Origin of the sequence: Bacillus sp. DB-2 (assembly GCF_003315125.1) — a bacterium.
Classification (GTDB): domain Bacteria; phylum Bacillota; class Bacilli; order Bacillales; family Bacillaceae_G; genus Bacillus_A; species Bacillus_A mycoides.
The window spans coordinates 1-20,305 of sequence record NZ_QNRN01000011.1 but is presented as its reverse complement, the minus strand read 5'-3'; the positions used below and the strand labels follow the sequence as shown (position 1 = coordinate 20,305).

Genomic DNA, 20,305 nt, shown 5'->3' with positions numbered 1-20,305 from the left:
TTTAAAAATAAAATTATTACTAAAATTCCAGTGTGAAATTTATGTAGAATCTTGTATAATTAACATGTTTCTTTGGAAACACTTTCTTGCTCTATAAGTATTTAACTTAATAGTGCAAAGAAAGGGAATACATACATGTAAATAATAGATAAATAGAATGGAACATGTATAGAGAAAAAGGAGAAAAATGATGACGTGTCAAAAACAAGGGTTACAATTTAATAGTACTAGAAAGAGGAATAGCAGATGAAGATGAAGCATGCTTTCGGACCAATTATTTTAGCCTGCGTACTTTTTTTCATTGTATTGCTTATTCCATCTAAGAGTTTAGTATCACTATTAAGCGATAAAAAGATAGAAGATGCAGCAACTTCCTTACAAAAAGAGAAATTACAAAGTGTTTTCTTGCAACAGAAAATGTTAGAGAATTCGCAGTATTTACCGATGTATGGTTCATCAGAGTTTTTACGAATGGATGCATATCATCCATCTAACTATTTTAAAGTAAATCCAGCAGGTTTTACTCCATTTTTAATAGGGACTGGTGGCACGCAAAGCTTGGCTCATATATTAAATATGACGTCTACAATGGATGAATTAGAAGGTAAAAAGGTAGTCTTTGTTCTTTCACCACAATGGTTTACAAAAACCGGTGTATCACAAGGGGATTTTACAAATAATTTCTCCAAACAACAAGCCTATCACTTTATTTTTAATGACGAAATAAAGCCTGAAATGAAGAAAAAAATCGCGAAACGTTTACTAGATTATAAAGTTGTTCGTAAGGATGCGATATTAAGTAGTTCGCTAGAAAGTATTGTATATAACGATACAAAACATAACATAAAAGCTGGACTAGCTAAACCGCTAGCGTATATGTACCGGAACATTTTAGATCATCGAGATTTATTTAACTCTCTATTTAAGATCGAACCGATGAAAGAGGAAACAAATATGGGATTACGTTCGCTTTCTTGGGAAGATGCACGTAAACATGCGGAACAAGAAGGTAAAGTAGGATCCACAACAAATACATTCGGAATTGAAAATCCATATTATTATAAACATAATTTAAAGAAAAAATTAAAAGGTTTAAAAAACTTTAGAGCAAATGAATCGTATGATGATTCACCAGAATATGATGACTTACAAATTGTTTTAGATCTTTTCAAAGAAAAAAATGTAAAACCACTCTTTATTTCTGTGCCTGTAAACGGACCGTGGTATGATTACGCTGGTTTCCCAAAAGAACGTCGTGATGTGTATTACAATAAGGTTCGCGATCAAGTTGAGAAAGCAGGATACCCAGTAGTCGATTTTTCTAGCCATGAATATGATAAGTATTTCTTAAAAGATACGATTCATTTAGGCTGGAAAGGATGGATCTATTTTGATGAAGCAGTGCAGAAGTTTTACTCTGAAAAATAATGCATAAACAATAGAAACAGGAATGGCAATAAAGCCGTTCCTGTTTTTTAGTATAGAGGATTTTGGTGTGGGCAATTTGGAAAGGCGTGTATATCTTGAATTTGTCTAAAGTCATAATGTTTCATGGCGAACTGGGCTTGGTAAAGGTATTCGTAAACAAATAATTGATTATTTTGAACGCCGCATAAAACGCCGGAAGTTCCTTGCCCATTAATAAGAGAAACACCAACAGGGCGTCCGATTAAGTATGGTACTTTTTGCTGCCAATGCATAGGGGGATCACTCCTTTTTGAGTTACTATACGAAATTACAAATGAATTGTAACTTATCCAAGTAAATCTTAAACTGGAGGGTTTTAATGAAATGTCTAGAAATCATTAATATGAATGAATTATTTGTGTGGAAGAGGAGTGCATTATGGAGAAAGGAAGGATTCTGGAAGAAAAGTTAAATCTAATAGAATGGTGCCAAACATTGAATGGAATATCGGAGGATATATGGTTTCAACCATTTAAAAAAGGTTCATGGGCAATTGCGGATGTAATTTCACATTTTATTGTTTGGGATGAGTTTCTAATGAAGTATAGAATTTCATATTTTGTAAGCGGGAAATCTGTACCTATCGTTCCAACAGATGTTGAGGAAATGAATAAGGGTGCAATAAAATATGCAAGGTCTGGTATTTCAAAAGAAGAACTAATAGATCAATTTAGCTTTACTCGTAAACAATTAGTAGACCAAATTGAGCGAATTCCTGCTCGGAATTTTAATAATGACTATCAATTTGGCACAAAAAAATTGAGGTTAAATAATTATTTTTCATCACTTATCGAGCATGACTTAAAGCATAAAAAAGAAATAATACAATTTCTAATACATGATCAAGCCGATAATAAAAACCGCTATAATTCTTAATGAATTTATAGCGGTTTTTATTATAATCTTAAGCAAGATTTTCACGTTTTTTTGTCCACTTTTTTATTACGAAATATAAAAGTATAAGTACAACGCCACCGATAGCGAACGATTTCACATACGGTCCAGCAATATCGTTAATATTCTCCCAATTTTCACCTAGTTTCTCACCTAAATAAATGAAAATGATAGACCAAGGGATGATCGCAAGTGCTGTTAATGTAGTGAAACGTAGTAATGGCATTTTTGTAATACCAGCAGGAATTGATATCGCATGACGAACGATAGGAATGAAACGTGCAGTGAAAATTACGCCAGTTCCGTATCGATTAAACCAATCTTCAGCAGCGTCAATTTGTTTTTTATGAATGAAAATATACTTTCCGTAACGTTCTAATACAGGGCGACCACCATATCGTCCAATCCAGTAAACAAAGATTTGGGCAATAACACCACCAATTGTACCGAATATAACTGCGCCTACAAATGAGATACTACCATTGAATACTAAATATCCCGCATAAGCAAGGACAATCTCACTTGGAATAATTTCAATCATAAGTCCGAGCATAATGCCCCAATAACCTAATCCTTCAAAAAATGTTAATACTGAATGAATAAAACTACTTAACATTGTTGCACCTTCTAATTTATGAATTTTGAATATAAGCCCCTTTATTTAACAATATAAAAGGTTCACTATATGTAGATTATACCTTATTTATATAGGGGATTGCCATTTCAATTCTTTTATGTCTCTCATAAGTATTATAGTAAAGGATATAAGCCATGTTTTCATGAAGAGATAATGAAAAGATTATTAAAAATTTCTCATATTTAAAGAGAATGAAAGGGTTAGTAGACTGAAAATTTTGTATAATGATGTGAGTGTTGAATTTAAAAAGGGGGAGAAGTTATGCGTTTTACAGATCCTATTTACGGATCAATTACTATTCAAGATAGAGATATTATACGATTGATCGATACGAAAGCGTTTCGAAGGTTGGCTCATATTAAACAACAAGGACATACATATTTTTTACACGAGAACGCAATACATACGAGGAACGAACATTCAATAGGTGTATATGTACTAGTTAATAAAGTGATAGAACATCTTACGGAGATTGGTGACATTCATTTGTCAGAATATGAGCGAAAGTTAGTATCTACTGTAGCCCTTCTACACGATGTTGGACATGGTCCATATTCACATTGTTTTCAGCAAATATCAGGTGAGGATCATGGTGATTGGACTGTTCGAATGATTCAGGAGGATGAGGAAATACGCACGATTTTAAATCAGACTTCTGGATTATTAGAAGATGTAACGAAAGCTTTAACCGAAGATGGAGTTTTTCCGATTATAGATGAGCTATTATTTAATTCATTAGGAATGGATCAATTAGATTTTTGGAATAGAGATTTATATTATTCCACGCTTGAATTGGAGGGCTTACGAATAGAAGAATTGATTGCTAATATGCGTTTTATTAACGGTAAACTTGTTATTGAAGAATCAGGAATCCCTTTGATCGAACAACTAATGAAAATAAAAGAAGGGCTTTACAATAATGGCTTTGGCCATCCATTTGTAATAGGGAAAGACTTATTAATACAATCTATTTTTAAAAAGGTAGAGGAGAAAAATCTTTCGTTCTATACTCCTGAGTTACAAAATTTCTTTCATAAAGGGGAGAGGTTAGAAGTAGAGGACTTTCTTCCGTTACAAGATGAAATGATTTTAAATGAAATAAAGTATTTTGCAAAATCAGACGACATAGAAATAGCGACGTTAATCCAGCTATATTTTTCAGCTTCTAAAAGTTTATCATTTGAAAAGGGACTAGAGGGTGATTTTAAAAAGGAAAATAGCACCTTAGCAGTAATAACTGAAAAAAAGGCTTACAGTTCATACATGGGTGGTATTTATGTTTATAGTAATGATCAGTTAGAGGATATTATAGAACAATCACCTTTCATTCAAGAGATAGTAAAATTGCCTAAAAAAGAATATGCGTATTCAATTTAAATTGGTTCGAAAATTTAAAAATGAATGAGGTGGAAATATGGATTGGAAAGAACGTCTTTTAGAATTGGATGATATGCCAATTATATTAGAATGATATAACGACGAATATTTACATAACATAGCAGATGTGAAATCATTTAAGCGATATACAATCGAAGAGCTTCGGCAGTATTGGACTGGAAAATTGTCGCGGTCTTATGCGAGTTATCATGTAATAGTAGTAGAGGATGAAGTAATAGGGAGAGTCGGATTAAAAAAGAAGCAATATGACGATGCGTGCGTGATGGAATACTCTATCCTCATTGGTGTTTCGAATTTATATTCAAAAGGGCTTGGAACGGAGATTACAAAGTATTTTATTAGTAAATCATTTTTAGATCCGGATATACAAGCCGTTGTATTGCAAGTTAGGGAAGATAATAAGAGGGCCATTCGTTGTTATGAGAAAGCTGGATTTAAAAAAGAAAAGTCGTATATAGAGAATCAAGTGAAAGTGTATGATATGCATAGAATTAAGAAAGAGGAAAAAATTACATATAATTAATTCTGAATGTACTGTAAATTAAGGGAGGGAAATGAAATACATGAAACATAAAATTGCTTTACTGGCCGATGTCCATGGTAATGCAACTGCTTTAAAAGCAGTTATCGAAGATTCTATTAAAGAAAGTGTGACTGATTATTGGTTTTTAGGAGATTTAATTATGCCTGGGCCTGGATCGAATGATTTATTTGAGATGTTAGAGAGTATTAACGTTGATACTTATGTTCAAGGGAATTGGGAAGATAGCTTTCTTGATGTGCTTAATAAAAACATTGATATTAATAACGCTACTGATATTTATGTTTCTAGATTAGTGCAGTATCAATGTGAAAATCTGGATAAAAACTATATAAATCATATTAAAAATCTACCATTACATATAACAAAACGGGTGAATGATTTATCTATCAGTATTAGTCATAATCTACCAAATAAAAATTATGGAGGAGATTTATGGCCCACTAATAATCAGGAAAATTTTGATCAGTTATTTGATCATGATTATGATATTGCAATTTACGCTCATACCCATCACCAATTGTTACGCTATAGTAGCAATGATCAATTAATTATTAACCCAGGAACTATTGGACAACCTTTTTACAGATGGGACAAGTTAAACTCTGACCTACGTGCTCAGTATGCAATTCTTGAAATTGATGAGGCAGGGATTGCAGAGGTGAGATTTAAAAAAATTTCTTATGATGTAGAAAAGGAATTAAAAAATGCTATTAATAAACAACTTCCGTATATTGATTTATATCGAGAACTGCTCGAAACAGGAAAAACCCATACTCATGATATTGAATTATTACAAAAGATTAATGATAAATTCAATTATAGGGATGAAGTAATTAGATTTATGGAAAAAATCGGTTAGGAATCTAATGGAATGAAATTTAGATTTTAAAAGAATTTCTGATTAAATTGTTTAGTGTAGTTAAGTATCTTACATCGAGGGAAAATAAGCATAACCCTGTTCTCAATATACGACAGGGTTATGCTTGTTTTCGTCTTTAAAATTAAATACCTTTTTGTTATAAAAAAAATAGAAGCAATTCTGCTCCTATTTTTTACGGCTTCACATCTAAATTTTGTAAAAATAACGTTGCTGAAACGTAACGTTTTGCTAGCATTTGTACATAAGCGGTATGTACAGAAAGTGTGGCGATAATAATAGCGTTACGAATTGCTTCGCGTTGTTCGTTATTAATTTGATCGAACTTACTTGCTATTTTATCAGCCTTTTCTTTTACGATATTTTCGATCGTATGAACTGTATCTGTAGCATTTAGTTGTAAGCAATTCCCTTGATTCAGTTCTTCAAATAAAGAAGAATAAGCTACATATAAATGAAGAGGATTAATTAAATCATCACTTCGATCGGCCGGGTCATTTACGATGAGTCGTAATAGTTTGCGAATAGATTCAAAATCAAGCGCTGTTTTTAAATCTTCGACAATGAATAGTAATGCTGCTTGTTCGATGGAGTATTTTTTCCCTTTTTGAGGTGAGCCAATCATTTCTTTTATATCTCGTTTCACCCAGTTTTGCATAGCAGTTACAGAGAAACTCGTGTTTTCAATCTGATTGCCAAGCGCAACTATTTCATTTAAAGAAAAACCGACATCCGTATCGTCAATCTTAATCAATTTTTCAAAAATAGGTGAAAGTGCGGTTGTAATAAAAGCAGTAACGCTTTGTCCGCTTTCAATATCTTTTTTATGTGACTTTGCCCAAGCTTCTTGTAAAATGCCGAGAGGCTTCTTCGTATTCCATCCTCTTAGTGATAGAAGGAGCGTTGCCATTTCGTTTCGTGTGAGATGAAATGTTTCCATCTTTTCACCTCCAAAATTATAAAAAGTTCTTATGAACTTATAATATGTTTTGTTTCATTTAAAGTCAATTCCGTTTTGCTTAATTTTTCCTATGTCATGAAATTGTCGTAAGTAAATAATGCTTGCATATTTCGACAAAAGTTCATATAATAAGTTCATAAGAACCTTTAAAATGGTTTTAAAACAAATCTATCATTCTGAATTTACTAGAAAGGTAGATTTCACATATATCTATATAAAAGGAGAATGGATATAATATGTTGAAAAAACTTGTAGCAGTAATGACAGCATTCATGGTTATCTTTGGGGCTAGTAGCTTTATGTTCGTAGATCATGCGGCAGCGAAAAGTTACAAATCTGGTAAAAAATCATATACACCAAGTTCAGGTCAAAAGTCAAAAGTTGATTTAAACAAAAAAGATTCTAATGTGAATTCACAAAAAACGACAACTGATTCAAAAACAAAAGCAACAAACACAGCGCCAAAAAGTAATAAAGGTGGCTTTATGAAAGGTTTATTACTAGGTGGTCTTGGTGGTTTACTAATGGGTAGCTTATTTGCAAATATGGGAGCTCTTGGTTCTGTATTAGCGTTTATGGTAAATATGTTATTAATGGCTGGTATCGTAATGTTAGCAGTTCGTGCATTTAAATACTTCAAAGATCAACGTAAGAAAAAGGCAGATGAAGTAGCATGGAAACAATAAAAATTTCTGAACAAGAGCTTATAAATGCGCTTTGCGTATATATCGCTGAAAAAAGACAAGTTGGTCCAGAAGAAGTTTCAGTTGAACTAATGTATGATGATGACTACGGTTTCTCTGCAGAAGTAGAGGTAAATGGTCGCCAGCAAATTTTAATTCAAGCAAACTTAATCGAAGCACTACGCTTGTTGCTAGATAGAGAATATAATGTCAATTCATTTGCAGCAAGATTGCAACTTGAATTAGATGATGAAGAAGGCATTTACGCATTAGCGAAATTTAATAATAATGAACAATAAAACTGTTAGAGCTGTATGCTCTAACAGTTTTTTATTTGGATTCATATTGTTAGTATGTTTCTTCTTTTGGGATAAAATCCAATTATTAATAAACTAATGAATTGGTAAAAGCATGTTATTATAATCAAGAATATTTTATGTTAATAGGAGGATATAATGAAAAATAAATTATTAGTAGCATTAGCTACGGTTTGTTTATCTTTAACTGCTTGCAATTCAACAGAACAAACGAAAGATGTACAAGCGAACGAAAAGAAAGATAATAATGTGGAACAACAAACTGGAACTACTAGTCCAAAAGCTAAAGAAATAACAGAAAAAAGTACAGTGGAGAGATTATCTCAAGATCATAATGTGTCATTAGAAGGTGATGGTGAGAATTCTTCTGACTTTTTTGAATTGAAATCTGGATTTGTCATTGCTGAGGTAGAACATACAGGAGAAAGTAATGCGATTCTTGAGTTGAAAGACGAACAAGGTAATGACGCTGGTTCACTTTCAAATTTTATTGGTAATGGAAAAGAAAAAAGGTTAGTTCTCATAAAAAAGAGCGGTAAATATTTCATTAATCCTACAGCGGATGGTCATTGGAAAGTTAATATGTCACAGTCTATTTCAATGGATAAAGTAATAACAACTCCGGGAACAATTAGTGGCCATGGATCTGATGCTGTTTTTGTAAAACTTGAAAAAGGCTTGAAAGAGTTACATGGTGTACATATGAACGGTGAAAGTAATTTTATTGTTGAATTAAATGATAGTATAGTATTTAATGAAATTGGTGCAGCTGATACAACGAAAAAAATGCCTGTAAAAGAAAACGGTATACATATATTCACTATTCAAGCAGATGGTGATTGGACAATTGAAGTGAAATAATTTGAAAAGCTCCCCTTATTATTGTTGATAAGGGGAGCTTTTTGTCATAGAAAGTGTAGTATAAGAATATTAAATAATTTCTTGTTGCTTATATGAAGTATCCTTTTTAGAATGAAAATCACGCCAAAGTTCATTCATCTTCCGTCTACCAACATCAACCATCGGATTAAACTGAATCGCAGCTTTCTGACGTACAGTGTGAACATTTTGAATTGCTTGTTGTAAATGTTTTTCAACCGAATTAGATGTTTTATTAGCTTGTTTTACGATTGAATATCCAGCGACTGTTCCTTGCACCATCGCGATTTTTCCGCTTTCAATTCCAGTAATATTTCCAGCTACAAATAAACCTGGAAGAGGGGTTTCCATTTCTTCTGAATGAAGTGGAACATGTCCGCCTAATTCTGGAATGTAATGGAAAGGGCATCCCGCTACAGCCGCAAGCTCAGCAAGCGGATATAAACCTCCGGCTATACAAACGAAGTCTGCCTCATATATCTTTTCTGATCCGTTAATAATATTCCCTTTAGAGTCAATGTTAGCAACACGAACACCTTCAACTTGTTCCGCTCCGATAATCTCAAGTGCAGCTTTACGAAGATGAAGCGGCGTCCCGTTTATTTTCATGCCGCTATTTGGATAAAATATTAATCCAACTTTTCGAATCCAATCATATTTCATAAAACGGCTACCTATACGTAGGAAGGGAGATGGGGCGAGGTGAGCCGAATTTAAGAGTGAGTTTAAAACTTCTTCTGGTTCACCGGCTTTTTGGCTTAATTCGCTTTTTTCAGGGAGTACAATATGATCCACTGTGATTCCAGCTAATTGCAATTCGTTTAAAATGGCGAATGACAAAATATTAGCACCGATAATGATTCCTTTTTTACCAACTTGAACGCGGTGAACATTTGTCATAACTTGAGCTGCTCCAATTGACATAACTCCTGGAAGTGTCCAGCCAGGAAGGGGAATGGAATACTCAGCAGCCCCAGTAGCAATTAGTACGAACGGTGCTTCTAACGTACCGATATTTGTATGCACGAACCAAGACCCCTCATCTTCATCTAAGTTATATACGGAAACACCGCACCGAATATCGACTGAAAGGGATTTTGCTTCTTCATGAAGGCGCTTTGATTCTTCTATTCCGTTCCACCATTCCCCAGTAGGCTCTTGATGCAACTGACCTAACAATCTCCCGCCCGGCTTCATAAATTCATCAATAACAAGTACGTTAAGTCCAAAATGGGCACAAGAGATAGACGCTGATAATCCTGCTGGTCCTGCGCCAATAATAATTACATCGATCATCGCTTTTTCACCATCTCTCTCACGATATTCGGATGCTGTTTTCCACTTTCAACAACCATATTGTCTTCTACAATTGTTAAGCATGCTCGTACGTTCGATTGATTATTTACTGTCACGCGGCATTCTGAACAATGCCCGATATTACAATAGATACCTCGTGGTGTCCCGCTATCTTCATGGACCCTTAAAGTTCGTATTCCGTTTGCTAGCAAGGCAGCAGCTATCGTTTCGTGTTCATAAGCTTCGTATTGTTGACCGTTAAATTGAAAAGTGATGCGTTCACTATTATTTAAACTACCTAAAATAGGGTGATCTGTAATTCTACTCATTTATTTTCACCTACCGCTCCAAAAGTAACTACACGCACGGGTGGCTGATATTTTAATGAAATTTCATTGGGAGTTATGTCAGGGTTTGTACTTTCAATCATTCGATCTATCATCATTCTACATGTGCGACCACCACAAAATCCCATGCCAGCACGTGTTCTTAGTTTTAATTCTCTTGCCGAGCATTTGTATTCAGCAATTGTCGATTGAAGTTGTCCGTATGTAACTTCTTCACAACGACAAACAATTAAGTTCTCTTTATTCGTCATATGTATTCCTCCTCTAGTTCGGTTTACATAAATTATTATGCAAAAACTATGCCAATATAGAGGTGGAGAGGGATTATTGTAACCCCAGTCTTTTTAAACGGTTATATAAAGTGGCCCTTGTTACGCCAAGTTGTTTCGCACATTCTAATTTATTACCATCTAAAATACGTAAAGCTCTTTCAATTACCTTTTTCTCGTGCTCATCCATTTCTTCTTGTAAAGAAAGAATCGTATTATTGTTGCTGAGTAATAGGGAGTGAGCTGTATGATTGTCTAAAGTTTCATTTGTATGAAATGGTAAATATTCTTGTTTAATAATGCCGTCTGTCGCAAATACGACGAGTCTTTCAACTACGTTTCGGAGCTCGCGAATATTACCAGGCCAATTGTAATGAAGTAGTTCATGCATAATATTTGAAGGTAAGTCTCGAATAGGCCTGTTATAGTTTATTGAAAAATCGTTTAAAAAGGAGTACGTCAATTCGATAATATCCTCTCGTCTTTCGCGCAGCGGTGGAATAAGCAAGCTAACTACATTTAAGCGATAGTATAAATCTTCTCGGAAAGTTCCTTTTCTCATTTCTTCTTGTAAATCACGGTTTGTAGCAGCGATAATGCGGAAATCAATATTTATTTCTTTTTCTCCGCCAACTCGGTAGTACTTTCGTTCCTGCAGTACACGCAAAAGTTTCACTTGCATATCGAGCGGCATTTCGCCTATTTCATCGAGGAATAAAGTACCGCCTTGTGCAAGTTCTATTTTACCTTTCTTACCTTTACTATTTGCACCAGAAAACGCCCCGCGCTCGTAACCAAATAATTCACTTTCAAATAACGCTTCTGGGATTGCGCCGCAGTTAATTGAAATGAAAGGGGCATTTGCTGTTTCGCTTGCTTCATGAATTGCTTTCGCAAACACTTCTTTTCCAACTCCGCTTTCTCCGAGTATTAAGACCGTAGATTTCACTGAACAAACCTTTCTAGCTAATTGAATCGTTCTTTGTATAACAGGGCTTTTTCCATTCATCGCAAGGAAAGGGTCGGATGTATCTTTATATTTTGCTACTTCTTGTTCTAAACGGTGCATTTCATGCGACATATTAAATAGTTTTTCATTTAATACGACTTGATTTGTAACATCCGTTTCTGAAACGACTGCTCCAATAATTTTATCGTTGCAATAAACTGGGTTTGAATTAATTAATACGAACAAATCTGGACGTGGCTGATGGAACTGAGCAATTATGCTTTTTCCGTCATGTAATGATTGCAGAATTTCTAAATCTTTATAATCAAAAAAACGGGTGATGGGTTGTCCGATAATTTCATTATGGTTCACTGAAAAAATCTTTTCAGCGCCATCTGTCCAAGTACGAACGCATTCTTTATCATCGATGACTGTAACAGAAGAATCAGACGTTTGAATAACAGTGTTATAAAAAGCTAGTAGTTCATTGTAATACTTATAAAGAAAAGGAATCAGTTGCTGAGCAGTTATACAGCATAAAGGCTCTTGATTTTCTTTAATGATGACAACGGCTAGTTCATGAGAAAATGCGTCGATTAAAGTAGTGAAAGAGTCATCTTCATATATAACTGTGCACCTCCATTCCTCAGTAGGTGAATGGAGGTAATAAAATTTTTCACCTACCTGTTTCATGCGCTTAACGATACTTGTACGATCAATTGATAAAATTTTTATAAACTCTTTTATTGTTGGGAATGAAAATGCCATATTGCCCTCCTATTATGTATAAAAATTTAGACAGTGATAAAAAAATAATACACCTATTTACGATAAATTTAAAATATTTTTACAAATAAAAATTATTTCATATAAATAGTTCTGTATGTAGAGTTGGCACACCAATTGCATAAATAGAAAGTGAGAGATTTAGGAGAAAGGAGGGGCGCTATGTGAGACACTGTGACGTTTTAATAATAGGCGGTGGTATTATAGGCTGCTCTATCGCGTACTATACATCAAAATACGGAAGAGACGTAACAATCATCGAAAAAGGGGAATTTGTCAGTGGGACGTCTTCACGGTGTGACGGGAACATTTTGGCTATTGATAAAGACCCAGGGTTTGATAGTCAAATGTCGTTAGTAAGTCAAAATTTAGTAACTGAATTAAGTGAAGAGTTGGAGCACTCATTTGAATATAGAGCGCCAGGAAGCATTCTCGTTTGTGAATCAGACGAAGAGATGGAGGCAGCACAGCAATGGGTAAATCGTCAAAAAGAGGCTGGCTTACCATTTCGAATGCTTGATAGGCAAGATATAAGAGAGGAATCACCATTTTTTGCAGATGATTTATTGGGTGGTTTAGAATGTGCAACGGATTCAACTGTAAATCCATATCTTCTTGCTTTTTCACTTCTTACAGAATCGAAGAAATTTGGTACAAAAGCTTTTAATCATACGGAAGTTAAAGAAGTGAAAAGAGATATAGACGGTTCCTTTATTGTAGAAACGACAAATGGAACGTTTACTGCGAAACAAGTGGTGAACGCAGCCGGTGTGTGGGCTCCTAAAATTGGACAGATGTTAGATGTGAATATCCCAATTGAACCGAGAAAGGGACATATTATTGTAGCTTCAAGGCAACAACACGTTGGCTGCCGTAAAGTAATGGAATTTGGTTATTTAATTTCTAAATTTGGTGGAAAACGAAAAGTGGATGCTTTAACTGAGAAATACGGGGTAGCTCTTGTATTTGAACCGACAGAAAGCCAAAATTTTTTAATTGGTAGTAGTAGAGAGTTTGTAGGGTTTCATACGAAGATAAATAACGAGGTTATTAAATGTATTGCAAATAGAGCAATTCGTTTTTATCCGAAAATGGCAGATATGATGGTGATTCGTTCATATGCTGGATTACGCCCGTGGACAGAAGATCATTTGCCGATAATTTCACGAGTGGAACATATTCCGAATTATTTTATTGCAGCAGGACATGAAGGTGATGGAATTAGTCTTGCAGCAGTTACTGGAAAAGTGATTGAAGAGTTATTAAATGAAAAAGAAACAATCATTCCTATTGAACCACTTCGTTTGAGTCGTTTTACAGAAAGGGTGTTAAACGGATGAGGTTACAAAGAGTCTTTACGACGATTGATACACATACAGGAGGGAATCCAACGAGGACATTAATTAGCGGACTTCCTAAGTTAATTGGAGAGACAATGGCAGAGAAGATGTTACATATGAAAAAGGAGTATGACTGGATTCGGAAATTGTTAATGAATGAGCCACGTGGTCATGATGTAATGTCAGGAGCACTATTAACAGATCCGTGTCATCCTGAAGCTGATATAGGTGTTATATACATAGAGACAGGTGGATATTTGCCGATGTGTGGCCACGATACAATCGGTGTATGTACAGCTTTAGTTGAATCAGGTTTAATTCCAGTAATTGAACCGGTTACTTCTTTAAAGCTAGATACACCAGCTGGCTTAGTTGAAGTAGATATTTCTGTTCAAGATGGGAAAGCGAAAGAAGTCTCCTTCTGTAACATACCAGCTTTTTTACTGAAAAATATTTCTGTACACGTCGAAGAAATTGGAACTGTAGAGGCGGATATTGCGTATGGAGGGAATTTTTATGCCATTATCGATGCGAAGTCAGTAGGTTTAGAGTTAGTACCAGAAAACGCATCTACAATCATTGATAAGGCGATTCATATTAGAAATACAATTAATGAGAAGTTTGAAATCATTCATCCAGAGTATTCGTTTATAAGAGGATTAACACATGTTGAATTTTATACGGATCCTACTCATGAAAGTGCGCATGTGAAAAATACAGTTGTTGTTCCGCCAGGAGGAATTGATCGATCTCCATGTGGCACAGGAACATCAGCGAAGTTAGCTGTATTATACGCTCATAAAAAAATTAAAATCGATGAAGAGTTTATTCATGAGAGTATCGTTGGCTCATTATTTAAAGGGTGTGTCATAAATACGACATATGTGGAAAATATTGAAGCTGTAATAACGAAAATTACAGGATCAGCTTGGCTTATGGGTATGCATAGATTTTTTTACAATGAAAAGGATCCACTTAAAGAAGGCTTTTTGCTAATTCCGCCGATGGAACATGAAACGGAGGATGTAAAATGAATATTCAAAAAATGTATACAGCAGTAGACGTACACGTAAATGGCGAGGCGTTTCGTGTAATGAAAGACGTACCATGCAAATACTATTACAGTTTGGAGCAATTAAACGAACAATTTTCAGGTGAATTAGCAGAAGAAATGAAGCTTTTATTAAATGAACCACGTGGTTTTATCGGTTTAAATGGGTGTATTGTCGTTCCTTCTATTCATAATGAAGTGGATGCAGCTGTATTGTTTTTTAATCATGAAGGATCCATTCTTCTTCATTACGGAGGCATTGTCGCAGTAATAACGATGTTACTAGAAAGCGGGTATTTAAAAAAGAGAGAGTCTAATCAATACAAAATCGAAACGCTATCTGGCATATTTTCAGTGGATGCATATGTAGAGAATGATGAAGTTGTATCTGTTTCGTTTGAAAGTAAACTATGTTATATGATTGAAAAAAATTTAAAGATTGGTAATATAAGTTACTCTCTCATACAGGCAGATAAAGTATATGCAGTTGTAGAAAAGGATACGTATTCGCCAGAAATCAGTATTGAAAACATCTCTAAATTAAAAAAATGGGGTGAAGCTACACTTCAAAATATACAAAAACAGTCATTAATAAAAAGACTTATTTTAGTAGATTCTATGCAAAAAGAAAAGAACCATATAAAGTCGATTACATTTCATGAAGATAACTTTATAGTACGTTCACCAGGTTTTGTTTCTACTATTGTGTCTTATGTTCATGCTTTATTTAAAAATGAATATATAGCGGATAAACCTTTTAAAAATGAAAGTATTTTTAATAGCTTTATAACAGTAGAAAAAGTGAAGAAAGAAGAACTCGGATACATTTTCCGATTTGAAAGTAGAGGGTTTATTACAGGTATGCAAACATTTATATTAGATCCTACCGATCCGTTTCCAACAGGTTTCTTATTAAAATAATATGTTAAAGGGAGAGATAAAGATGCAAAATATTAAAGGGGCATTTCCAGTATTAATAACACCAATGGATGAGTTTCAAGAGATTGATTGGAAAGGTGTAAAACAAAACGTAAACTACTTTATTGAGCAAAAAGTAGCTGGAATTATTATTAATGGAAGTACGGGAGAATTTGTTAGTTTATCAAAAGAAGAACGATTTAACATGGTAGAAACAGTATTAAAAGAAGTTGATGGCCGTATTCCAGTTATTATTGGAACTGCTGCGGAGACGACGAAAGAAACGATTGAATATACGAAACATGCAGAAGCGCACGGAGCAGATTGTGCCTTAATTATAAACTCGTATTACTGTAAACCGAAAGAAGAGGAAATTTATTTTCATTTTAAAGAAATCTCAAACGCTGTAAATATACCAATTATGCTATACAATAATCCATTTACTTCTGGTGTTGATATGAGTACAGAGCTAATGCTCCGTATTGGAAAAGAATGTGAAAATGTTACACATATTAAAGAATCTAGCGGAGATATTCGAAAAGCGAGAGATTTAGTAAGACAAGGCGAAGGTGCTTTTCAAGTCTTCTGTGGATCTGAAGATTTAGTTATGGAATCTTATTTAGTTGGTGCATCGGGATGGGTTTCAGTAGCAGGAAATATCGTTCCAGGACTCGTTACGAAAATGTATGAGCATTTTCAAAATGGTGAATTAGAAAAAGCGTGGGAAATGAACGATGCTATTTTACCTCTTTGTGAGTTTCTTGAAGGATCAGGAAAGTATGTGCAAATCGTTAAACGTTCAATGGAATTACATGGGCAAGTCGGAGGACCTTCTCGCTATCCGAGATTAGGATTAACGGAAGAAGAAGATCAAAAGCTTCAAACGATTTTATCAGAAATTGCAGCTCATGCAGCTGTTTAAATAAGGAGGAGAGTATATATGTTAACGACAAACATTGAGCTGAAACCAAAAGTGAAAGCGTTTTTAAATGAAGAAATTAAAATGTTTATTAATGGCGAATTTGTTCCTTCTATTAGTGGGAAGACGTTTGAAACATACAATCCAGCGACAGAAGACGTTCTAGCGGTTGTATGTGAAGCGCAAGAAGATGATGTTGATATCGCAGTAAAAGCGGCAAGATTTGCTTTTGAATCAGGCCCGTGGGCAGAGATGACTACTGCTGAAAGAGCACATCTTATTTATAAATTAGCAGATTTAATTGAAGAGCATAGAGAAGAATTAGCACAGCTGGAAGCTTTAGATAATGGAAAACCATATCAAGTAGCACTTGATGATGATATTGCAGCGACTGTAGAAAATTACCGCTATTACGCGGGATGGGCTACAAAAATTATCGGGCAAACAATTCCAATTTCAAAAGATTATTTAAATTACACACGCCATGAACCGGTTGGCGTTGTAGGTCAAATTATTCCGTGGAATTTTCCGCTCGTTATGTCTTCTTGGAAAATGGGAGCCGCTCTTGCGACAGGTTGTACGATTGTATTAAAACCAGCAGAGCAAACACCTTTATCTTTACTATATACAGCGAAGCTTTTTAAAGAAGCTGGTTTTCCAAACGGTGTCGTAAACTTTGTACCAGGTTTCGGACCTGAAGCAGGAGCTGCAATTGTAAACCATCATGATATTGATAAAGTAGCTTTCACAGGTTCAACAGTTACAGGGAAATACATTATGCGTCAATCTGCAGAAACAATTAAACATGTAACATTAGAACTTGGTGGTAAGTCACCAAACATCATTTTAGAAGATGCTGACTTAGAAGAAGCGATTAACGGTGCGTTCCAAGGAATTATGTATAATCATGGTCAAAATTGTAGCGCAGGATCTCGAGTTTTCGTTCATCGAAAGCATTATGAAACAGTCGTAAATGAACTTGTGAAAATGGCAAATAACGTGAAGCTTGGAGCAGGTATGGAGGCGGAAACTGAAATGGGACCGCTCGTATCTAAAAAACAACAAGAGCGTGTGCTAAATTACATTGAACAAGGAAGAGCTGAAGGTGCTACTGTTGCAGCGGGCGGTGAACGTGCATTTGAAAAAGGTTATTTTGTACAGCCAACAGTATTCACAAATGTTACAGACAATATGACAATCGTTAAGGAAGAAATTTTCGGACCAGTTGTCGTTGTACTCCCGTTCGATTCGACAGAAGAAGTAATTGAAAGAGCAAATCGCTCGTCTTACGGGCTTGCTGCGGGCGTATGGACACAAAATATTAAAACCGGACATCAAGTTGCCAATAAATTAAAGGCAGGAACAGTGTGGATTAATGATTATAACTTAGAAAATGCAGCTGCACCATTTGGTGGATATAAGCAATCTGGTGTTGGACGTGAGTTAGGTTCGTATGCGCTTGATAACTATACAGAAGTGAAAAGTGTTTGGGTAAATATAAAGTGAAACGCTATTCGCTGAGGAGCTTTACTGCCTGCGAATAGCAGGATAGAAGAATAAAAGAATGATGAAATATAGTAAGAGATGCGGACAACTGGTAGGTAGGATAAAGGTTGTCCGTTTTCTTATATATAAAATTGCTTTTTCAAAAGAATGATAAGGGGGATTTGGATGGAGCAGTTAGTAGAATGGTTAGTAGGGCAAGTTTGGAGTATTGGCTTAGTTGTTTTCGCATTAGGAGCAGGAGTGTATTTCACAATTGCAACTCGTTTTTTACAAATTCGCTATTTTAAGGAGATGATTAAACTATTATTTGAAGGGAAGAGCTCGGAGACTGGGATATCATCCTTTCAAGCATTTTGTTTGGCGTTATCAGGTAGGGTTGGAATTGGTAATATCGCAGGAGTAGCGACAGCTATCGCTTTCGGCGGACCTGGAGCTGTATTTTGGATGTGGGTGATGGCATTATTAGGAGCAGCTAGTGCATTTGTTGAATCAACATTAGCACAAGTATATAAAAGTAAAGTAGGCAATGAATACCGTGGTGGTACGCCATATTTCATTGAGAAAGGCTTGAAAATGAAATGGTTTGCGGTCATTGTAGCGGTCGTTGTAACACTATCATATGGCGTTTTATTACCAGGTATTCAATCGAGTAGTATCGCAGTTGGATTTGAAAATTCTAATGGTATTAGCAAATATATAACTGGTATATTTTTAGTTGTATTATTGGCAGCGATTATTTTTGGTGGAGTAAAGAGAATTGCAGGCGTTTCACAAATGTTAGTTCCATTTATGGCAATTGGGTATGTAATTGTTACATGTATCGTATTAATTGCGAATATAACGGAAATTCCAAGTATGTTTGCTTTAATTTTCTCAAGTGCATTTGGTGTAAATGAAATGTTTGGAGGAATCGTTGGGGCAGCTATTGCATGGGGAGTAAAGCGTGCAGTATTTTCAAACGTTGCTGGTGTAGGAGAAGCAACATATAGCTCTGCAGCTGCTGAAGTATCGCATCCTGCAAAACAAGGGTTAGTGCAAGCTTTTTCTGTATATATCGATACAATTGTAGTATGTACAGCGACAGCTCTTATGATATTAATAACAGGTATGTATAATGTTATACCTGAAGGGAAAAGCGCAATTGTACGGAATATAGGAAATGTGGAAGCAGGTCCAATTTATACACAACAAGCAGTTGAAACTGTTATGACCGGATTTGGTCCAATATTTATTTCAATCGCAATCTTCTTCTTCGCATTTACAACTTTGCTTGCTTATTACTATATCGCTGAAACGACGCTTACTTATTTAGATCGTGGGCTCAAATATAGCTGGTTAAAACCAGTATTAAAAATTGGATTTTTAATTATGGTATACATCGGTAGTGTAGAATCAGCTTCGTTTTTATGGAACCTCGGAGATTTAGGAATTGGTAGTATGGCATGGTTAAACCTTATAGCAATCCTATTGTTAAGCAAAACTGCATTAAAAGTGTTAAAAGATTATGAAACGCAGAAAAAAGAAGGAAAAGATCCGGTTTTTGATCCTAAAAAAGTAGGAATTGAAGGTTTAACGATTTGGGAAGAGCGTAGTAAAGAGGTTGAAAGGATAAGCTCTAAAGAAAAAGTGTCGGTGGATAATGAGCTGAAACTGTAGACGTGCAAATTTAAAAGTTAAATAAACTGAAAATTCATTCTATTTTTAAGGTAAATATTTGTATATGTCCTTCATTTTATCTCATACTAAAGTAAGTGTGAATAAAATGAATGGAGGATATACGATGGAAAATCAACAATATGGATCTATAAATGATGTATTACTTCATTACAAAGAAGGTATAGGGAATTTTACGCAACAAATCCCTGAAATTGCAGAAACATATAACGCTTTTACACAAGCATGTTTTCAGGAGGGTACATTAACTAAAAGAGAAAAGCAGCTCATTGCATTAGGGATTAGTTTAGCAACACAAGACGAATATTGTACGATTTATCATACGAAGGGCTGTATCGACCAAGGATGTTCTGATAAAGAAATTTTAGAAGCTTGTGGTGTTTCAGCCGCGTTTGCTGGGGGAGCTGCAATGAGTCAGGCAGTAACCTTAGTACAAGAATGTCTGGTGGAATTGAAACATCAAAGTCATTAAACAAGAAAAAGCCCTCCTTGAAAAAATGAAGTGAACCCCGAAAACGGGACACCTATCAAAACACCTAAACCATCTGTTCCCTAAATTCTTTAGGGGATAGGTGGTTTAATTTTTCTTGAAT

21 protein-coding genes and 1 pseudogene are annotated in these 20,305 nt (G+C 35.0%); 15 read left to right on the top strand and 7 right to left on the bottom strand.

Features of this window, described 5'->3' with window-relative positions; all coding sequences use genetic code 11:
* The first annotated feature begins 246 nt into the window (after positions 1–246).
* A complete protein-coding gene (dltD, locus tag DET63_RS18780) occupies positions 247–1,428 on the top strand; it encodes a D-alanyl-lipoteichoic acid biosynthesis protein DltD (RefSeq protein WP_016095607.1) in 1,182 nt (393 codons plus the stop codon).
* 47 nt (positions 1,429–1,475) lie between these two features.
* Here dltD and DET63_RS18775 read toward each other — a convergent pair whose 3' ends face one another.
* A complete protein-coding gene (locus DET63_RS18775; protein ID WP_002032598.1) occupies positions 1,476–1,700 on the bottom strand; it encodes a hypothetical protein in 225 nt (74 codons plus the stop codon).
* Positions 1,701–1,845: 145 nt separating this feature from the next.
* Here DET63_RS18775 and DET63_RS18770 point away from each other — a divergent pair, with 145 nt between their 5' ends.
* Positions 1,846–2,343: a DinB family protein gene (locus tag DET63_RS18770; protein WP_002136771.1), complete on the top strand. Its 498-nt coding sequence runs from the start codon at positions 1,846–1,848 to the stop codon at positions 2,341–2,343.
* A gap of 28 nt (positions 2,344–2,371) precedes the next feature.
* Here DET63_RS18770 and uptA read toward each other — a convergent pair whose 3' ends face one another.
* Positions 2,372–2,977 carry an undecaprenyl phosphate transporter UptA gene (gene uptA / locus DET63_RS18765; protein WP_016101251.1) on the bottom strand — a complete coding sequence of 202 codons (606 nt, stop codon included), beginning with the start codon at positions 2,975–2,977 and terminating at the stop codon, positions 2,372–2,374.
* 282 nt (positions 2,978–3,259) lie between these two features.
* On the opposite strand from uptA, the gene DET63_RS18760 reads away from it, so the two are divergent.
* The 3 genes and pseudogenes from DET63_RS18760 to DET63_RS18750 all read left to right on the top strand — a co-directional run bounded on the left by DET63_RS18760 (position 3,260) and on the right by DET63_RS18750 (position 5,799).
* Positions 3,260–4,375, top strand: a complete 1,116-nt coding sequence (locus DET63_RS18760; protein WP_113937475.1) for an HD domain-containing protein — start codon at positions 3,260–3,262, stop codon at positions 4,373–4,375.
* 37 nt (positions 4,376–4,412) lie between these two features.
* A pseudogene (locus tag DET63_RS18755) lies at positions 4,413–4,919 on the top strand (GNAT family N-acetyltransferase).
* Positions 4,920–4,959: 40 nt separating this feature from the next.
* Positions 4,960–5,799, top strand: coding sequence for a metallophosphoesterase family protein (locus DET63_RS18750; RefSeq protein WP_113937474.1), 840 nt, complete (start codon positions 4,960–4,962; stop codon positions 5,797–5,799).
* A 193-nt stretch (positions 5,800–5,992) separates the two neighbouring features.
* On the opposite strand, the gene DET63_RS18745 is transcribed toward DET63_RS18750, so the two are convergent.
* The gene (locus DET63_RS18745; RefSeq protein ID WP_002065900.1) at positions 5,993–6,757 is read right to left on the bottom strand and encodes a DUF1836 domain-containing protein; all 765 of its coding nucleotides are present in this window, start codon (positions 6,755–6,757) and stop codon (positions 5,993–5,995) included.
* A 257-nt stretch (positions 6,758–7,014) separates the two neighbouring features.
* Between DET63_RS18745 and DET63_RS18740 the strand changes: the two genes are divergently transcribed.
* From DET63_RS18740 to DET63_RS18730, 3 genes are all read left to right on the top strand, one after another.
* A complete protein-coding gene (locus tag DET63_RS18740) occupies positions 7,015–7,464 on the top strand; it encodes a hypothetical protein (protein WP_002085037.1) in 450 nt (149 codons plus the stop codon).
* Positions 7,452–7,760 carry a YxcD family protein gene (locus DET63_RS18735; protein WP_000447767.1) on the top strand — a complete coding sequence of 103 codons (309 nt, stop codon included), beginning with the start codon at positions 7,452–7,454 and terminating at the stop codon, positions 7,758–7,760. The genes DET63_RS18740 and DET63_RS18735 overlap by 13 nt, the downstream gene beginning before the upstream one ends.
* A gap of 156 nt (positions 7,761–7,916) precedes the next feature.
* Complete coding sequence (locus tag DET63_RS18730; protein ID WP_002142100.1) at positions 7,917–8,639, top strand: hypothetical protein; 723 nt, start codon at positions 7,917–7,919, stop codon at positions 8,637–8,639.
* A gap of 69 nt (positions 8,640–8,708) precedes the next feature.
* Here the strand turns inward: DET63_RS18730 and DET63_RS18725 are convergent, their stop codons facing one another.
* The 4 genes from DET63_RS18725 to DET63_RS18710 form a co-directional block, all read right to left on the bottom strand.
* Positions 8,709–9,953 (bottom strand): NAD(P)/FAD-dependent oxidoreductase, encoded by a 1,245-nt coding sequence (locus DET63_RS18725; protein WP_113937473.1) that lies wholly within the window; start codon positions 9,951–9,953, stop codon positions 8,709–8,711.
* Complete coding sequence (locus DET63_RS18720) at positions 9,950–10,282, bottom strand: (2Fe-2S)-binding protein (RefSeq protein ID WP_113937472.1); 333 nt, start codon at positions 10,280–10,282, stop codon at positions 9,950–9,952. The genes DET63_RS18725 and DET63_RS18720 overlap by 4 nt, the downstream gene beginning before the upstream one ends.
* Complete coding sequence (locus DET63_RS18715; RefSeq protein ID WP_113937471.1) at positions 10,279–10,551, bottom strand: (2Fe-2S)-binding protein; 273 nt, start codon at positions 10,549–10,551, stop codon at positions 10,279–10,281. Before DET63_RS18715 ends, DET63_RS18720 begins: the two co-directional genes overlap by 4 nt.
* Positions 10,552–10,624: 73 nt before the next feature.
* Positions 10,625–12,286 (bottom strand): sigma-54 interaction domain-containing protein, encoded by a 1,662-nt coding sequence (locus DET63_RS18710; RefSeq protein ID WP_113937470.1) that lies wholly within the window; start codon positions 12,284–12,286, stop codon positions 10,625–10,627.
* 182 nt (positions 12,287–12,468) lie between these two features.
* Here DET63_RS18710 and DET63_RS18705 point away from each other — a divergent pair, with 182 nt between their 5' ends.
* The 7 genes from DET63_RS18705 to DET63_RS18675 all read left to right on the top strand — a co-directional run bounded on the left by DET63_RS18705 (position 12,469) and on the right by DET63_RS18675 (position 20,184).
* The gene (locus DET63_RS18705; RefSeq protein WP_113937469.1) at positions 12,469–13,644 is read left to right on the top strand and encodes an NAD(P)/FAD-dependent oxidoreductase; all 1,176 of its coding nucleotides are present in this window, start codon (positions 12,469–12,471) and stop codon (positions 13,642–13,644) included.
* Entirely contained in the window at positions 13,641–14,678 is a 1,038-nt protein-coding gene (locus DET63_RS18700; protein WP_012261087.1) for a proline racemase family protein, read from the top strand. The genes DET63_RS18705 and DET63_RS18700 overlap by 4 nt, the downstream gene beginning before the upstream one ends.
* Entirely contained in the window at positions 14,675–15,616 is a 942-nt protein-coding gene (locus DET63_RS18695; RefSeq protein ID WP_113937468.1) for a proline racemase family protein, read from the top strand. Before DET63_RS18700 ends, DET63_RS18695 begins: the two co-directional genes overlap by 4 nt.
* Positions 15,617–15,638: 22 nt before the next feature.
* Complete coding sequence (gene dapA / locus DET63_RS18690) at positions 15,639–16,535, top strand: 4-hydroxy-tetrahydrodipicolinate synthase (protein WP_113937467.1); 897 nt, start codon at positions 15,639–15,641, stop codon at positions 16,533–16,535.
* An 18-nt stretch (positions 16,536–16,553) separates the two neighbouring features.
* The gene (locus tag DET63_RS18685) at positions 16,554–18,038 is read left to right on the top strand and encodes an aldehyde dehydrogenase family protein (protein ID WP_113937466.1); all 1,485 of its coding nucleotides are present in this window, start codon (positions 16,554–16,556) and stop codon (positions 18,036–18,038) included.
* A gap of 165 nt (positions 18,039–18,203) precedes the next feature.
* Complete coding sequence (locus DET63_RS18680; protein ID WP_113937465.1) at positions 18,204–19,694, top strand: alanine/glycine:cation symporter family protein; 1,491 nt, start codon at positions 18,204–18,206, stop codon at positions 19,692–19,694.
* 124 nt (positions 19,695–19,818) lie between these two features.
* Positions 19,819–20,184 (top strand): carboxymuconolactone decarboxylase family protein, encoded by a 366-nt coding sequence (locus tag DET63_RS18675; protein ID WP_113937464.1) that lies wholly within the window; start codon positions 19,819–19,821, stop codon positions 20,182–20,184.
* Positions 20,185–20,305: the final 121 nt, after the last annotated feature.

Bases quoted from the DNA above. Each gene is read 5' to 3' on its own strand.
- dltD (WP_016095607.1), top strand. From the start codon at position 247: ATGAAGATGAAGCATGCTTTCGGACCAATTATTTTAGCCTGCGTACTT.
- DET63_RS18775 (WP_002032598.1), bottom strand. From the start codon at position 1,700: ATGCATTGGCAGCAAAAAGTACCATACTTAATCGGACGCCCTGTTGGT.
- DET63_RS18770 (WP_002136771.1), top strand. From the start codon at position 1,846: ATGGAGAAAGGAAGGATTCTGGAAGAAAAGTTAAATCTAATAGAATGG.
- uptA (WP_016101251.1), bottom strand. From the start codon at position 2,977: ATGTTAAGTAGTTTTATTCATTCAGTATTAACATTTTTTGAAGGATTA.
- DET63_RS18760 (WP_113937475.1), top strand. From the start codon at position 3,260: ATGCGTTTTACAGATCCTATTTACGGATCAATTACTATTCAAGATAGA.
- DET63_RS18750 (WP_113937474.1), top strand. From the start codon at position 4,960: ATGAAACATAAAATTGCTTTACTGGCCGATGTCCATGGTAATGCAACT.
- DET63_RS18745 (WP_002065900.1), bottom strand. From the start codon at position 6,757: ATGGAAACATTTCATCTCACACGAAACGAAATGGCAACGCTCCTTCTA.
- DET63_RS18740 (WP_002085037.1), top strand. From the start codon at position 7,015: ATGTTGAAAAAACTTGTAGCAGTAATGACAGCATTCATGGTTATCTTT.
- DET63_RS18735 (WP_000447767.1), top strand. From the start codon at position 7,452: ATGGAAACAATAAAAATTTCTGAACAAGAGCTTATAAATGCGCTTTGC.
- DET63_RS18730 (WP_002142100.1), top strand. From the start codon at position 7,917: ATGAAAAATAAATTATTAGTAGCATTAGCTACGGTTTGTTTATCTTTA.
- DET63_RS18725 (WP_113937473.1), bottom strand. From the start codon at position 9,953: ATGATCGATGTAATTATTATTGGCGCAGGACCAGCAGGATTATCAGCG.
- DET63_RS18720 (WP_113937472.1), bottom strand. From the start codon at position 10,282: ATGAGTAGAATTACAGATCACCCTATTTTAGGTAGTTTAAATAATAGT.
- DET63_RS18715 (WP_113937471.1), bottom strand. From the start codon at position 10,551: ATGACGAATAAAGAGAACTTAATTGTTTGTCGTTGTGAAGAAGTTACA.
- DET63_RS18710 (WP_113937470.1), bottom strand. From the start codon at position 12,286: ATGGCATTTTCATTCCCAACAATAAAAGAGTTTATAAAAATTTTATCA.
- DET63_RS18700 (WP_012261087.1), top strand. From the start codon at position 13,641: ATGAGGTTACAAAGAGTCTTTACGACGATTGATACACATACAGGAGGG.
- DET63_RS18695 (WP_113937468.1), top strand. From the start codon at position 14,675: ATGAATATTCAAAAAATGTATACAGCAGTAGACGTACACGTAAATGGC.
- dapA (WP_113937467.1), top strand. From the start codon at position 15,639: ATGCAAAATATTAAAGGGGCATTTCCAGTATTAATAACACCAATGGAT.
- DET63_RS18685 (WP_113937466.1), top strand. From the start codon at position 16,554: ATGTTAACGACAAACATTGAGCTGAAACCAAAAGTGAAAGCGTTTTTA.
- DET63_RS18680 (WP_113937465.1), top strand. From the start codon at position 18,204: ATGGAGCAGTTAGTAGAATGGTTAGTAGGGCAAGTTTGGAGTATTGGC.
- DET63_RS18675 (WP_113937464.1), top strand. From the start codon at position 19,819: ATGGAAAATCAACAATATGGATCTATAAATGATGTATTACTTCATTAC.